This window comes from Sphingopyxis sp. MG (assembly GCF_002953155.1).
Taxonomy (GTDB): domain Bacteria; phylum Pseudomonadota; class Alphaproteobacteria; order Sphingomonadales; family Sphingomonadaceae; genus Sphingopyxis; species Sphingopyxis granuli.
The window spans coordinates 547,336-561,448 of the sequence record NZ_CP026381.1; the positions used below are offsets into that span (position 1 = coordinate 547,336).

The window sequence follows — 14,113 nt, forward strand, 5'->3', positions numbered from 1 at the left end:
CATGCGTTTCAAACTTTCCCTGATGCTGGCCGTCGCGCTCGTTTCCGCCGCACCGGCCCCCGCGTCGGCCCAATATACGCTCAACGTCCGCGACGCCGACATCCGCGCCTTCATCCAGGACGCGGCGCGCATCACCGGGCGGACCTTCGTCATCGACGGGCGCGTCAACGGAAAGGTGTCGGTCGTCACCGACCGGCCGCTGTCGCGCAGCGAATATTTCGAGATATTCCTCGCCACCCTGCGCTCGAATGGGCTGGTCGCGGTGCCGGGCCCGAACGGCAGCTATCGCATCCAGCCGATCGACGGCGCCGCGGCGCAGCCCGGCCGCATCGGCAGCGACCGCGCGGCGCAGAACCAGTTCGTGACCGAGATCATCCGCCTGCGCCACATCGACGCCGTCGCGGCGGTCGAAACGCTGCGTCCGCTGGTCAGCGCGCAGGGGTCGCTGACCGCGAACCGCAACGCCAACAGCCTCGTCGTCGCCGATTTCGCCGACAATATCCGCCGCATCCGCGCGCTCGCCGCCAGCATCGACCGCGACAGCTCGACCAGCGAGATCGTGTCGCTGAAGAATGCCGGCGCGCGAGAGATCGCCGCGGCCCTGCAGGCGCTGGTGCCCGCGGCCGGGGAGGGGGCTCAGGCGCCGCTCGCGGTCGTCCCCATCGACAGCAGCAACGCCATCGCGCTGCGCGGCGACCAGGCGATGGTCGCGCGCTTCGTCCAGATGGCGCGCGACCTCGACCAGAAGGCGGCGGGCGGCACCGAATTGCGCGTCTATTGGCTCGAACATGCGAATGCCGAGACGCTGCTTCCGACCTTGCAACAACTCGTTGGTGGCGGCAGCGACCCGGCGCAGAAGGCGGGGCTTCCCCCTGCATCCTCCTCCTTCGGATCGGCGGGCGAGGGTGGGGCCGCGCCCGCCGCGGCGCCGGCCGCCGCGTCCGCCCGCGTCGGCGGATCGGGCGGCAGCATCGCGACGCGCGGACCCGCGATCGTCACCCGCTACGAGGGCGCGAACGCGATCATCGTCGCCGCCAATTCCGACGTGCAGCGCATGCTCGGCGAACTGATCCGCCAGCTCGACGCACGGCGCGAGCAGGTGCTGGTCGAGGCGGTGGTGGTCGAGATCGGCGACGATGCGGCGAAGCGGCTCGGCGTCCAGTTCCTGCTCGGCGGCAAGAATATCCCGTTCGCCGCGACCAATTACAGCAACGCGGTGCCGAACATCCTGACGATCGGCGGCGCCTATGCGGCCAACCGGCTGACCCAGGAAACGACGACGGTCAACGGCACCACCACCGTCACCCAGACGACGAGCGCGCTGGGCAACAGCCTGCAGGAAGCGGCGGCGGCCTCGATCCTCCAGGCGACCGGCGGCTTCGGCGGTTTCGCGGGGGATATCGGCAAGAATACCGTGTTCGGCACGATCATCAACGCGGTGCGGTCGGACACGAGTTCGAACCTGCTGGCGACGCCGCATATCGTGACGCTCGACAATCAGGCGGCGAAATTCCTCGTCGGGCAGGAGGTGCCGATCACCACCGGCGAGGCGCTCAGCGACAATTTCGACAACGCCTTCCGCACCGTCCAGCGCGAGGAGGTCGGCATCAAGCTGGAGGTCACGCCGCAGGTCAACGCGGCGGGCGAGGTCAAGCTGTTCGTGCGGCAGGAGGTGTCGAGCGTCGCCGGCCCGGTATCGTCGCGCAACAGCGACCTGATCCTCAACAAGCGCTATTTCGAAACGACGCTGACCGTCGACGACGGACAGATACTGGCGATCGGCGGCCTGCTCAACGACGACGAGCGGCGGACGATCGAGCGCGTGCCGCTGCTCAGCGACATTCCGCTGATCGGCGAGCTGTTCAAGTCGCGCACCCGCAGCCGCGCCAAGACCAACCTGATGGTGTTCATCCGCCCGACCGTGCTGCGCAGCCGCGAGGACAATGCCGCGCTCACCGCGCGCCGCTACGGCTTCATCCGCGATGCCCAGCTTCGCCGCAATCCCGATGCCGAGCCGGCGATCGATGCGCTGGTGCGCGACTATCTGGGCACGGTGCCGCCGCTGCCGAGCGCGCCGACCGCCGCCGACACCACCGTCGGCCCGGTCGACCTTCCCGCGCTGCGCGGCGCCGACGGCACGGTCACGCCGACCGAGGTGCCGCCGTCGGTCGGGGACGCGCCGCGGCCGGGGGGAGCGGATCGGTGAACGCCGCCGAACCGGCCATGCCCCCTGCGGCGCCGGTCGATATCCCCTATGGCTTCGCGCGCGCGCGCGGCGTCGTCATCGCGCCGGGCGAGGACGGTGTGTGGCTGGCGACGCTGCGCGAGGGCAGCGATCCCGCGGTGCTGATCGAGGTCAGGCGCCACCTCGCGGCGCCGCTGCGCATCGCCACCGCGCCGCCTGCCGATTTCGACCGCCTGCTGTCCGATCATTATGCCGTCGACGCGTCGGCCGCGGCGATGGCGGGGTCGCTCGAAGGCGGCGACATCGATCTGATCGCGGGCGGCCTGCCCAGCGCCGAGGACCTGCTCGACAGCGCCGACGACGCCCCCGCGATCCGCCTGATCAACGCGATCATCGCCGAAGCGGTGCGGCAGGGGGTCAGCGACATCCATGTCGAGCCCTATGAAAGCGGGCTGGTCGTGCGGATGCGCACCGACGGGGTGCTGCGCGAGCATCTGCGCATGCCGCCGCACGTCGCGCCGGTGGTCGTCAGCCGCATCAAGGTGATGGCGCGCCTCGACATCGCGGAGCGCCGGGTGCCGCAGGACGGGCGCATCGCGCTGACGCTCGCGGGCAAGGCGGTCGACGTGCGCGTCTCGACCCTGCCGAGCCGCGCCGGGGAGCGCGTGGTGATGCGCATCCTCGACAAGGACACGGCGGGGATCGACTTCGATGTCCTCGGCCTGACGGGCGAGGCCGACCGCATATTGCGCGAGGCGCTCGCCGAACCGAACGGCATCATCCTCGTCACCGGGCCCACCGGGTCGGGCAAGACGACGACGCTCTATGCGGCGCTGAAGCAGTTGAACGACGGGCAGCGGAATATCCTGACCGTCGAGGACCCCGTCGAATATGCCGTCGACGGCGTCGGCCAGACGCAGGTGAACCCGAAGGTCGGGCTCGATTTCGCGGCGGGGCTGCGCGCGATCCTGCGCCAGGACCCCGACGTCGTGATGGTCGGCGAAATCCGCGACCGCGAAACCGCCGACATCGCGGTGCAGGCGTCGCTGACCGGCCACCTCGTGCTGTCGACCGTCCACACCAACGACGCGGTGGGCGCGATCACCCGCCTCAAGGACCTGAAGGTCGAGCCCTTCCTGCTCGCCTCGACGCTGCGCGCAGTGCTCGCGCAGCGGCTGGTCCGCAAGCTCTGCGACCATTGCCGCGAGCCGGTGCAGGCCGACAACGGCATCGCCGCGGTGCTCGGGCTCGACATCGGCACGGTGATCTGGCGCCCGAAAGGGTGCGAGGCGTGCGGCCACAGCGGCTTCAAGGGCCGCATCGGCGTGTTCGAGGCGATCCGGGTCGACGAAACGATCCGCCGCTTCATCTACGCCGGCGGCGACGAGACGATGATTGCCAAGCATGCTTTCCTGAAAGCCCCGACGCTCGCCAGTGCGGCGCGCGCGATGGTCGCGAAGGGGCTGACCACGCCCGAGGAGGCGATCCGCATCGCGCGGCGCGAGGATGTCGATGCCTGACTATCGCTATGTGGCGATCGACCCGCGCGGGCGCGAGCGCCGCGGGCGCCTGCGCGCCGCGAACGACGATGCCGCGCGCGCCGACCTGACCGCGCGCCGCTTCCACATCGTCGCGGTGGAAGAGGCGGGGGCGCGGCCGGCCGGCCGTTCGCTGTTTCTCGCGCGGCGCCGCGAGCGCCTGACCGCGAGGGACCTCGCGCTGTTCACGCGCCAGCTGGCGACGCTGGCCGAGGTCGCGCCGCTCGAAGAGGCGCTGCGCACGCTGGGTCGTCAGAGCGAAGCGGAAAGCGCGCGCGCGGTGATCGGCGACGTCCACGCTGGGCTGCTCGAAGGTCGCCGCCTCGCCGACGCGATGGCGCGCCAGCCGCGCAGCTTTCCGCCGCTTTACCGCGCAATGGTCGCGGCGGGGGAGACGACCGGCAGCCTGACGCTGATCCTCGCGCGGCTCGCCGACCTGCTCGAACGCCAGGCCGAGGTGCGCGGCAAGCTGATCGCGGCGCTCGCCTATCCGATCGTGCTCGCCATCGTCGCGGTCGGGGTCGTCGCGGCGCTGATGATCTTCGTCGTCCCGCGCGTCGTCGAACAGTTCACCGACGTCGGGCAGCAGCTTCCCTTCCTGACCCGCGCGGTGATCGCGATCTCGGGCTTCCTCGCGGGCTGGTGGTGGCTGATCGCGCTGCTGCTCGCCGCGGCCGCCTTCGGCTGGACGACGGCGATGCGCCGCCCCGCGTTCAAGGCGCGAGTCGACGCGCGGCTTCTGGGTCTGCCTTTGCTCGGACGGCTGCTGCGCGACCTGTACGCCGCCCGCTTCGCGCGCACCCTCGCGACGATGGTGTCGAGCCGGCTACCGCTGGTCGAGGGGCTGCGGCTGACGGTGCCGACGATTCGCAACGCGGCGCTCGCCGCCGCGACCGCGGGGCTCGTCGATCAGGTGCGCGCCGGCGGCAGCCTGTCGTCGGCACTTCGCGATGCGGGGGTGTTCCCGCCGCTGCTCGTCTACATGACCGCGAGCGGCGAAAGCGCGGGGCGGCTGGAGGCGATGCTCGAACGCGCCGCCGATTATCTGGAGCGCGAGTTCGACCGCTTCACGGCGGCGTCGATGGCGTTACTCGAACCTGTCATAATTGTCGTTATGGGGTCGTGCGTCGCCTTGATCATCCTCTCCATTCTGCTGCCGATCCTCCAGTTGCAGAACCTTGCGGGGCTATAATAGATGTCGCTGATGCAGCTTTTCCTTCGCCTGATGCTCGATTCCTCGCGCCCGGCCGTTCGGCGCCGCCGCCACAAGGGCGAACGCGGCTTCACCCTGACCGAACTGATGGTGGTGATCTTCATCATCGGCCTGCTCGCGACGGTGGTGATGATCAACGTGCTGCCGAGCCAGGACAAGGCGATGGTGACCAAGGCAAAGGCCGATATCGCCACGCTGGAAAACGCGCTCGAACAATATCGCCTCGACAATCTCACCTATCCGGCGACCAGCGACGGGCTGAACGCGCTCGTCACCGCGCCGCCCTCGCTCGGCCAGCCCGAACGCTACCGTCGCGGCGGCTATATCAAGAAACTGCCGGACGATCCTTGGGGACGGCCCTATAATTATCAGGCGCCCGCCGCGAACGGAAAGGCGTTCGACGTCTGGTCGCTCGGCGCCGACGGCGCGCCGGGCGGGACCGACGACAATGCCGATATCCGCGGAGACAGCTAAGGCCACGGCACGGCTTCGCGGCGCCGGCGATCGGGGATTCACGCTCGTCGAACTGATGGTGGTGCTGGCGATCCTCGCGCTGGCCGCCACCGCGGTCGTGCTCACCATTCCCGGTGAGGAGCGCGGGCTTCGCAGCGAGGCCGACCGGCTCGCGGCGCGGCTTGCCGCCGCGCGCGACGTCGCGGTGATCGAGGGGCGCAGCGTCGCGGTCGATTTCGCGCCCTCGGGCTATGGCTTCGCGCGCCGCGTCGACGGCGCGTGGCAGCCGCTTCCCGGCCGCGCGTTCGAACAACGGAACTGGCCGCCCGGAACAGCGTTCGCGGCCGGGGACGGACAGGCGGTCGCGCGCATCCTCTTCGACCGCGTCGGCACCAGCCCGACGCCGCAGGCGCTGCGGCTGTCGAGCGGCGATGCGCGCGCGATGATCCGCGTCTCGGCGACGGGGGAAATCGGTCGTGACGAATAGGCGGAACCGTTCCCTGGCGAAAGCCGGGGTCCACGACATCGAGCGCGGCTCGCCGCCGCTCTGGGCCCCGGCGTCCGCCGGGGCGCGATCAAGGGCCGATGATCGCGGCTTCACTTTGCTCGAGATGCTCGTCGCGCTCAGCATCATCAGCATCGCGGCGCTGACGCTGGTGCGGCTCGACGCCTATGCGGTCCGCTCGGCGGGCGACCTCGACGAGCGCACGGTCGCGGGCATCGTCGCGCAGAATCGCGCGGTCGAAATCTGGACCGACCCCGTGCCGCCGACGATCGGCACCAGCGCGGTCGGCGTTGCCAACGCCGGCCGCAACTGGCGCATCGAACAGCGCGTCGCGCGCACCGCCGACGATAGTCTGCTGCGCATCGACCTGATCGTGCGCCCCGAAAGCGGTCGCGGTCAGGCGGCGCTGACGATCGTCAGGTCGTCGCGGTGAGGAAGGGTCTGGAGCATAGAGCCTTAAATCGGCCCCATCGTCCCGTTCGTGTCGAGCGCAGTCGAGACACCCATCGGCCTTGCGCCGCGCTGACAGGTGTCTCGACTGCGCTCGACACGAACGGATATGGGAGTGTTGCGGGTTTATGGCACGCCGCTCTAATCCCCCCGTGTGTCCCCGCGAAGGCGGGGACCCAGGGCGCCGACACTCGACCTTGCGGGTTCACGCTCTGGCCCCGCACCGTCGCGGGGCCGCGCCACCCTGACGGGCAGCGCGGCTTCACCCTCGTCGAAATGCTCGTCGCGCTGTCGCTTTTCGCTGCGATCGCGGCGATCGGGGTCGGCCTGCTCCGCAGCAGCGTCGATACGCAGGATGCGGTGCAGGCGCGGCTCCAGGCGATGAGCGGGACCAACCGGCTGCGCGCGGTGATGGCGAACGATCTTGCGCAGGCGGTGCAGCGCTCGACGCGCGGCCCGGCAGGGGAGGCGGTGCCCGCCTTCCTCGGATCGGCGACCGGCTTCGCCTTCGTCCACGCCGGGGCGGCCGCCCACGACGGCGCGCCGCGGCCTTCGGTCGAGCGCGTCGGCTATGCGCTGGTCGGCGGCGAGTGGCGCCGCGCCGTTCAGCCGATGCTAGACGGCGCGGCGCTTCCCGAAGGCGACCGGCTGGTGGGCGACGTGACGGGCCTCACGATCCGCTATCGCGGCGACGACGGAGCCTGGTCGGAAAGCTGGACGTCGGAGCCCGGCGACCGCCTGCCGCGCGCGGTCGAGGTGCGGCTGACCCGCACCGGCCGCGCCCCGCTGACCATGGCCTTTCTGGTCGCGCCGACCATGCCGCCGCCGCCGGTTCCGGCGGAGATCGCGCCATGAAGCGGCGCCGGGAGGAACGCGGCGCCGCGCTGCTCAGCGTGCTGCTGCTCGTCGCGGTGATGGCGGTGATCGCCGCGACCGCGCTCGATCGGCTGACGCTGGCGACGCGCATCGCGGGCAGCGCCGCCACGGTCGATCAGGGGCGCGCCTATGCCTTCGCCGCCGAACAGATCGCGCTGCGCCGCGTCGCCGACCTCGTGGCGCGTGACCCGGCGAAGCTGACGCTTGCGGGCGGTTGGCTCGGCCGCGATTTCGATCTGCCGCTGCCCGGCGGCGCGGGAACGGCGCGGCTCACCGATGCCGCCAATTGTTTCAACCTCAACAGCCTCGCGGCTGAGACGATGCCGGGCCGGCTCAGCCAGCGGCCCGGCGCTGTCGCGCAGTTCGCGGAGCTGATGGCGCTGCTCGGCATCGATCGCGGCGAAGCGCAGGCGGTCGCCGCCGCGACCGCCGACTGGATCGACAGCGACGCCAACGAAGCGCCGCTCGGCGCCGAGGACGGCGCCTATCGCGCGATGCCGACGCCCTACCTCGCCGCCAACCGCAAGATGGCGGACAGCAGCGAGTTGCGCGCCGTGCGCGGGGTCACGCCAAAGCTCTATGCACGGCTGCGGCCGTGGATATGCGCGCTACCGGTCGCCGAGCCGGTGAAGATCAACGTCAACACGCTGCGGCCCGAACAGGCGCCGCTGGTCGCGATGCTGGTCCCCGGCCAGATCGGGGTCGCGGACGTGCGGGCGGCGCTGGCGGCACGCCCCGCCGACGGCTATGGCAGCAGCGAGCGATTCTGGAATGCGCCGTCGCTCGCGCGGATCGACCCGCCGCAGGATGCCGCCGCGCAGGTGGGCGTCGGCAGCCGCTGGCTGATGCTGCGGACGCAGGTGACGATGGGGGATGGGGTGCTGACGGCCAATGCGCTTATCGATGCCCACGGCGGCGCACCCGTGGCGGGGGCGGTCCCGCCGGCGATCGTGCGCCGCGACTGGGGCGAGAGCGACTGAGATGGCGCGCACGCTGCTCCTCTGGCTGCCGCGCATCGCGGCGCTTGGCGACCGATCGGCGTCGCCTCCGGCCTGGCTGCGGGTCGACGACGGCGTGATCGTCGATTCGGGGCAGGACGAAGGCTGGGTCGACGCGTGGGAACGGAGCGGGGAGCATAGGGGAGAGGCGGGCGAAGACGACCGGCTGATCGCGCTCGCGCCCGCCGCCGATGCGCCGCTTCGCTGGCTCTCCTATTCCGACGCGGCGCCGGCGCAGGCCGCCGCGGCCGCCCGGATCGACGCGCTGCGCGACAGTCTGGGCGATGCAGCGGCGCTGCACATCGTCGCCGGCGAACCGGTCGAGGCGGGGCAGGTGGTGCCGGTGGCGACCACCACCCATGCCGCGATGCGGGTGTGGACCGGCTGGCTCGAAGCGCAAGGGCTGGCGCCCGCCGCGATCCTGCCCGCCGCGGCGCTGGTCCCGCCGCCCGAGGCCGACGCGCTCTGGCTCGCCGAAGTCGGCGGCGAACGGATCATCCGCACGCCCGACCGCGCCTATGCTTCCGATCCGGAGATCGACCCGCTGATCGCCGCTGGGCGAACGATCGCGCCGCTCGATGCAGGCCGGATGCAACAGGCGCTGCTGCTGTCGCTCGCCGCGCCCGCGCTCGACCTGCTCAGCGGGGCGTGGAAGCCGAAGCGCCGCTGGGCGGTCGATCCGGGGCTCTTGCGTCTCGCCGGGCGGGGGCTGCTCGCGCTGCTTCTCGTCAGCGTGGCGATTCCGGTCGTGCACGCCGTCCGGCTGGCGTCCGACACAAGGCGCGCCGATGCTGCGGCCGTCGCGGCGGCGAAGCAGGCGGGGATCGCCGCGCCCGACGCCTCGGCCGCGGAGGCGGAGATCGACCGGCGCCTCGCCGGGGCGGGGGGCGGCCCGCTGGCCTTTTCGGTGCCCGCCTCCGCGCTCTACGACGCGATGCGCGATGTTCCGGGGGTGACGCTGCGCACGCTGGCCCACCGCACCGACGGCACGCTGACGACGACGCTCGCCGCGCCGCGTATCGACGACGTCAACCAGGTCCTCCTCGCGCTCCAGGCTCGCGGCTATCGCATCACCGCGCAGCCGATGGCGGGCACCGACGGGCAGCAGATGGCCAATGTGACGATCCGGGCGGTGCCATGAGAGAAAGCGTGCAAAACTGGTGGGCGGGGTTGACGCAGCGCGAGCGCTGGCTGGTCGGCATCGCCGTCGTGCTGGCGTTTGCGGTGCTGCTGTGGGCGCTCGCGCGGCCCGCCTATGCCGCGTTCGTCGATCTGGACACCGCGCATCGCGCTGCGGTCGAGCGCGAAGGGCGCGTCGCGGCCAAGGTGCGGCTGCTTTCGCGGCGCCCGGCCTCATCGGTCGCGGCGGCGGTCGATGCGGCATCGATCGACCAGTATCTGGCGCAGTCGGCGGGCGAGATCGGCCTGACGCTCGATCGCAACGAGGCGCGCGGGGCGCGGCAGGCGACGATCGCGATCGCCACGGCGAAGGCCCCCGTGCTGATCGACTGGCTCGCCGCGCTCGAGGCGCAGGGGTTCGTGATCGATCAACTCAGCATCACCCCCGCCGCCGACGGCACCGTCGGCATGACCGCCGACCTCAGAAAGGGCGGCCGGTGACCGGTGGACGCAGGCGCTGGATCGCGGCGGCGGTGCTGTTCGCGCTGTTGCTGATCGGTGCGACCTTTCCGCTGCGGCTCGCGCTGGGACTGGCGGGGGCGGATGATGCCGGGATCGCGGCGCGTGAGGTGCGCGGGTCGATCTGGTCGGGGACGCTGATCGACGCGCGGCTCGGCGTCCTGCCGCTCGGCACGGTGCGCGCCAGCCTGTCGCCGCTCGCGTTGCTGACGGGACGGATCGAACTCGCCTTTTCGCGCAGCGACGAACGGCTCGGCGCGCTGGCGGGGCGGCTCCACGGCAGCGATCCGCGCGGGCTGTCGGGGGTCGACGGCGTGACGAGCGTGTCGGGCGGACTGGGCGCGATTCCCGTCGATACGCTGCGCTTCGAGGGCGCGACCGTCCGCTTCGGAGCCGATGGCCGCTGCGTCGAAGCGGGAGGACGATTGCAACTGTCGGTCGCGGCCCCCATCGCCGGCCTCGACCTGTCGCGTGGCCTGTCGGGCCCGCTCACCTGCGCGGACGGCCGCGCGCAGGCGGCGCTGTCGAGCCAGTCGGGGATGGAGCGGCTGACGCTGTCGTTCGACGGCAGCGGCGCGTATCGCGCGGCGTTCGCGATCAATGTCGATCGCGACCCGGCGATGGCGGCGGCGCTCGGCGCGCTGGGATTCAAGCCCGGACCGGACGGGTTCCGGCTCGCGACCAGCGGCCGGTTCTGAGGATCGGTGGCCGACATCATCCTTGCCGCGGCGATCGGGCTGATCTGGGGCAGCTTCATCGCGACGCTGGTGCTGCGCTGGCCCGCCGGGCGATCGGTGCGCGGGCGGTCGTGTTGCGATGCGTGCGGGCAGACGCTCGGTGTTCGCGACCTGGTGCCGCTGCTGTCGGCGCTGGCGCAGCGCGGGCGGTGCCGATATTGTGGCGCGGCGATCGATCCCTTTCACGCCCGCGTCGAACTCGGCGCCGCGACGATCGGTGTTGTTGCGCTGGCGATAGTGCCCGGACCGGTCGGATGGCTCTGGGCGGCGTTCGGCTGGCTGCTGCTGCCGCTCGCGCTGCTCGATGCGCGGCATCTCTGGCTTCCCGACAGGCTGAACGCCGTGCTCGCCGCGGTCGGTCTGCTCTTTGCCGGGCCGATGCTGGGGACGAGCCTGCTCGACCGCTGGATCGGCGCGCTGGCCGGCGGGCTCGCGCTGGCGCTGCTCGGCTGGAGCTATCGCCGCCTGCGCGGCGGCGAAGGGATGGGCGGCGGCGATCCCAAGCTGGTCGCGGCGATCGGCTGCTGGATCGGCTGGCAGGCGCTGCCGCTGATGCTGCTTCTCGCCAGCCTGTCCGGGTTGGTCTGGACGCTGGCGACGCAAGGAAAAGGGGACCGGCCGCTGGCGTTTCGGCGGGTCCCCTTCGGTCTGTTCGCGTGCATCGCGGCCTTCGCCGCGGTGCCGCTGTGGCTCTGGCTCAGCGGCCGATGACCACCGTCACCGCGCGGCGGTTCTGCGCCCAGGCTTCCTCGTTCGACCCGAGCGCCGCCGGGCGCTCCTTGCCATAGCTGATGACCTGGATGCGCGACGGATCGACACCCAGCGAGGCGAGATAATTCTTCGCGGCATTGGCGCGGCGCTCGCCCAGCGCGATGTTGTAGTCGCGGGTGCCGCGCTCGTCGGCATGGCCTTCCAGCGTCACGCGCACCGCCGGGTTGCGCTGGAGCCACTGCGCCTGGCTCTGCAGCGTCGCCTGATCCTCGGCATCGACATTATACTGGTCGAAGCCGAAGAAGATGCGGTCGGAGGTGACGCTGGCGACGAAATCTTCCTGCGATCCGGGGACGACGCCGGTGCCGGTATTGGTGCCGGTGTCGGTTCCGGTGCCTTCGGGCGCGGGGGGGAGTTCCTTCGGCGGCTTCGGCGAGCAGGCGCCGACAGCAAGCATGGTGATCGCCGCGATCATCGCGGTGCTTTTGCGTATCGTCATGTCTTCTGTCCTCTTGTTGTTGTGGTCCGTCGTCGTTTCGCGAGGGATTAACCCATGTTGCACGCGATAATGCAACCCCAGCCCCCCGCTTTGGTTCCGATTGGATCAGGGCAGGATCGGCCCCCAGCTCGGGTCCGATCCGTCCTGCGGCGTCGGCAGGCGGCGCAGGTTCACGCCGGTCAGGTCGACCTGCCACAGCGTCGACTTGCCTTCGCGGCCCGCCGTGGTGCGGAAGAACTGGATGACGCGCCCGTTCGGCGACCAGGTCGGCGCCTCGTCCTGCCAGCTGTTGGTCAACATGCGGACGCCGCCGCCGGTCGGGGTCATCACGCCGATGCGGAATTCGCCGCCGCCCAGGCGGGTGAAGGCGATCAGGTCGCCGCGCGGCGACCATTCGGGGGTGGCGTAGCGCCCGCCGCCGAAGCTGATCCGCTGCTGGTTCGATCCGTCGATGTTCATCGTGTAGAGCTGCTGGCTGCCCGACCGGTCGCTTTCGAACACGATCTTCTTGCCGTCGGGCGAAAAGCTGCCGCCGACGTCGATGCCCGGCGTCGTGGTCAGCCGCACCGGCGTGCCGCCCTCGGCCGAGACGCGATAGATGTCGGTATTGCCGCCGACCGCCATCGAATAGAGGATCTGCCTGCCGTCGGGCGACCAGCGCGGGGCGAAGGTCGCGTTACCGCTTTCGGTCACCAGCTTCTGCGTCCCCGCCGCGACATCGTAGATGAAGACGCGGACGCGGTTGTTCAGATAGCTGACATAGACGATCTTCTTGTAATCGGGCGAGAAGCGCGGGCTGATCGCGAGCGCCTGGCCGTTGGTGATGAAGCGGTGGTTGCCGCCGTCCGAATCCATGATCGCGAGCCGCTTGATGCGGTTCCCCTTCGGACCGCTCTCGGCAATGTAGGCGACACGGCTGTCGAAGAAGGGCGATTCGCCCGACAGGCGCGAATAGATGGCGTCGGCGCATTTATGCGCGGCGCGGCGCCAGTCGGCGGGCTGGATCTCGAACCCCTGCCGCACCAGCTCGCTGCCGAGTTCGGTGTCGTAGAGATAGCAGCCGACGACGAAGCCGCCGGTGCCGGTCGCGCGCACGAAGCCGTGCACGACATTCTCGGCATTGCGCGCCTTCCAGTCGGCGAAGCGCGGTGCGGTGACCTCTGCCATGCCGATCGCGCGGACGCTGCCGGGGCCGAGCGGCGCATAAAGGCCGCTACGCTCGAGGTCGTCGGCGATCACCTTCGCGATGTCGCGGCCCAGATTGTCGGTGCGCAGCCCGGCGACCGTCGTCACCGCGGGCGTCGCGAAGGCGGGCACCGCGATCACCGTGCGCTCCTGCGAAAGCTGGCCCTCGATCGTCTCGCGCGGTTCGGTCTGGGTGACGGCGGGCGCGGTGGGGGCGCTCGCATCCTGCGCCTGCGCGGCGATCGGCGCGGCGGTGAGCAGCAGGGCGAGCGAAAGCGTGGTGCGAAAGGACATCTCTCTCTACCTTTTGATGAAATCGAGCGTGTAATTCTGCCAGAAGCTGTAATTTTCGGTCGGCAGGTCGAAGGGGGCGGCGAGTTCGACGGCGCGTTTCGCGCATTCCTGGTGCCGCTGGACCTGGAACTTGTTGCTGTCGTTCTCGCCGGTCGTGGTGACGCTGGTGAAACCCGCGAGCGCGCCCGATTCGGTCAGCCGGAACTTGACCACCGTCTTGAGCTGGTCGACGTCGACCCCCGACACGCGGCAGCCGTTCCAGCGCGGCGCGACCGCCGACTTGATGCTGACGTCGATCGACCGGCGCACCTCGGCCGCGGTCGCCGCGGCGGGCGCGCCCTTGCTCGCCGGCGCCTTGGGCTGCGACTTGGCAAGCCCGTCGACGATGCCGTCGAGGCGCCCGGTCGGGCCGCTGGTCTGTTTCTTCGGCGGTGCCTTGGGCGCGGGCTTGGGTTTCGGTTTCTCGGCGGCGGGGGGCGCCTTCTTCGGTGGCGCCGGAACGGGCTTCGCCACCTGCTTGGGCGCTGGTGCGGGCGTTGGGCGAACGATCGGTTCGGGTTCCGGCGGCGCGGGCACCGGCTCGGGCGGGGCGGCGATGTCGGTCGCATCCTCTTCGCCCAGCCGCGCGGCGGGCGGGGTTTCGGCGATCACCGGCGCGGTCGATTGCGGCGCCGTCTCCGCGATCAGATCGACCTCCATCGGCGGATTGTCGAAGCGCCGGTCGCCCGCGGTCCACTGGATCGACAGCAGGCCGATGACGAGCAGGTGCAGCGCCACCGCGATGGCGATGCCGTGCCTTTCCATGCCCCTTGGTGCCTGTGCCGCAGCCAT

General features: G+C 71.0%; 15 protein-coding genes. 12 read left to right on the top strand and 3 right to left on the bottom strand.

What is annotated here, in order from left to right; all coding sequences use genetic code 11:
- Position 1: 1 nt before the first annotated feature.
- Genes gspD through C3E99_RS02545 form a run of 12 tightly spaced genes read left to right on the top strand, consistent with a single transcriptional unit; the run spans position 2 to position 11,304 of the window.
- A complete protein-coding gene (gene gspD / locus C3E99_RS02490) occupies positions 2 to 2,206 on the top strand; it encodes a type II secretion system secretin GspD (RefSeq protein WP_076074257.1) in 2,205 nt (734 codons plus the stop codon).
- Positions 2,207 to 2,223: 17 nt separating this feature from the next.
- Positions 2,224 to 3,705 (top strand): type II secretion system ATPase GspE, encoded by a 1,482-nt coding sequence (gspE, locus tag C3E99_RS02495; RefSeq protein ID WP_076077592.1) that lies wholly within the window; start codon positions 2,224 to 2,226, stop codon positions 3,703 to 3,705.
- Positions 3,698 to 4,915 carry a type II secretion system inner membrane protein GspF gene (gspF, locus tag C3E99_RS02500; protein WP_076077589.1) on the top strand — a complete coding sequence of 406 codons (1,218 nt, stop codon included), beginning with the start codon at positions 3,698 to 3,700 and terminating at the stop codon, positions 4,913 to 4,915. The genes gspE and gspF overlap by 8 nt, the downstream gene beginning before the upstream one ends.
- Before the next feature lie 33 nt (positions 4,916 to 4,948).
- The gene (gspG, locus tag C3E99_RS02505; protein WP_076077597.1) at positions 4,949 to 5,410 is read left to right on the top strand and encodes a type II secretion system major pseudopilin GspG; all 462 of its coding nucleotides are present in this window, start codon (positions 4,949 to 4,951) and stop codon (positions 5,408 to 5,410) included.
- Positions 5,385 to 5,876 (top strand): GspH/FimT family pseudopilin, encoded by a 492-nt coding sequence (locus C3E99_RS02510; protein WP_104959351.1) that lies wholly within the window; start codon positions 5,385 to 5,387, stop codon positions 5,874 to 5,876. Before gspG ends, C3E99_RS02510 begins: the two co-directional genes overlap by 26 nt.
- Entirely contained in the window at positions 5,866 to 6,327 is a 462-nt protein-coding gene (gene gspI, locus C3E99_RS02515) for a type II secretion system minor pseudopilin GspI (RefSeq protein WP_234002568.1), read from the top strand. Before C3E99_RS02510 ends, gspI begins: the two co-directional genes overlap by 11 nt.
- On the top strand, positions 6,324 to 7,199 hold the full coding sequence (gspJ, locus tag C3E99_RS02520; RefSeq protein ID WP_267894966.1) for a type II secretion system minor pseudopilin GspJ: 876 nt from the start codon (positions 6,324 to 6,326) through the stop codon (positions 7,197 to 7,199). The genes gspI and gspJ overlap by 4 nt, the downstream gene beginning before the upstream one ends.
- Positions 7,196 to 8,200 carry a type II secretion system minor pseudopilin GspK gene (gspK, locus tag C3E99_RS02525; RefSeq protein ID WP_076074263.1) on the top strand — a complete coding sequence of 335 codons (1,005 nt, stop codon included), beginning with the start codon at positions 7,196 to 7,198 and terminating at the stop codon, positions 8,198 to 8,200. The genes gspJ and gspK overlap by 4 nt, the downstream gene beginning before the upstream one ends.
- A 1-nt stretch (position 8,201) precedes the next feature.
- Positions 8,202 to 9,359, top strand: a complete 1,158-nt coding sequence (gene gspL / locus C3E99_RS02530) for a type II secretion system protein GspL (protein WP_076074264.1) — start codon at positions 8,202 to 8,204, stop codon at positions 9,357 to 9,359.
- Positions 9,360 to 9,367: 8 nt separating this feature from the next.
- Positions 9,368 to 9,838 carry a type II secretion system protein GspM gene (gspM, locus tag C3E99_RS02535; RefSeq protein ID WP_234002569.1) on the top strand — a complete coding sequence of 157 codons (471 nt, stop codon included), beginning with the start codon at positions 9,368 to 9,370 and terminating at the stop codon, positions 9,836 to 9,838.
- The gene (gspN, locus tag C3E99_RS02540) at positions 9,835 to 10,554 is read left to right on the top strand and encodes a type II secretion system protein N (RefSeq protein ID WP_076074269.1); all 720 of its coding nucleotides are present in this window, start codon (positions 9,835 to 9,837) and stop codon (positions 10,552 to 10,554) included. The genes gspM and gspN overlap by 4 nt, the downstream gene beginning before the upstream one ends.
- Positions 10,555 to 10,560: 6 nt before the next feature.
- A complete protein-coding gene (locus tag C3E99_RS02545) occupies positions 10,561 to 11,304 on the top strand; it encodes a prepilin peptidase (protein ID WP_076074271.1) in 744 nt (247 codons plus the stop codon).
- Here C3E99_RS02545 and pal read toward each other — a convergent pair.
- The 3 genes from pal to C3E99_RS02560 all read right to left on the bottom strand — a co-directional run bounded on the left by pal (position 11,291) and on the right by C3E99_RS02560 (position 14,113).
- Positions 11,291 to 11,803 carry a peptidoglycan-associated lipoprotein Pal gene (gene pal / locus C3E99_RS02550; protein ID WP_199775057.1) on the bottom strand — a complete coding sequence of 171 codons (513 nt, stop codon included), beginning with the start codon at positions 11,801 to 11,803 and terminating at the stop codon, positions 11,291 to 11,293. The two genes, C3E99_RS02545 and pal, sit on opposite strands and share 14 nt — an antisense overlap.
- Before the next feature lie 105 nt (positions 11,804 to 11,908).
- Positions 11,909 to 13,282: a Tol-Pal system beta propeller repeat protein TolB gene (tolB, locus tag C3E99_RS02555; protein WP_104959353.1), complete on the bottom strand. Its 1,374-nt coding sequence runs from the start codon at positions 13,280 to 13,282 to the stop codon at positions 11,909 to 11,911.
- A gap of 6 nt (positions 13,283 to 13,288) precedes the next feature.
- On the bottom strand, positions 13,289 to 14,113 hold the full coding sequence (locus C3E99_RS02560; protein ID WP_076074275.1) for a hypothetical protein: 825 nt from the start codon (positions 14,111 to 14,113) through the stop codon (positions 13,289 to 13,291).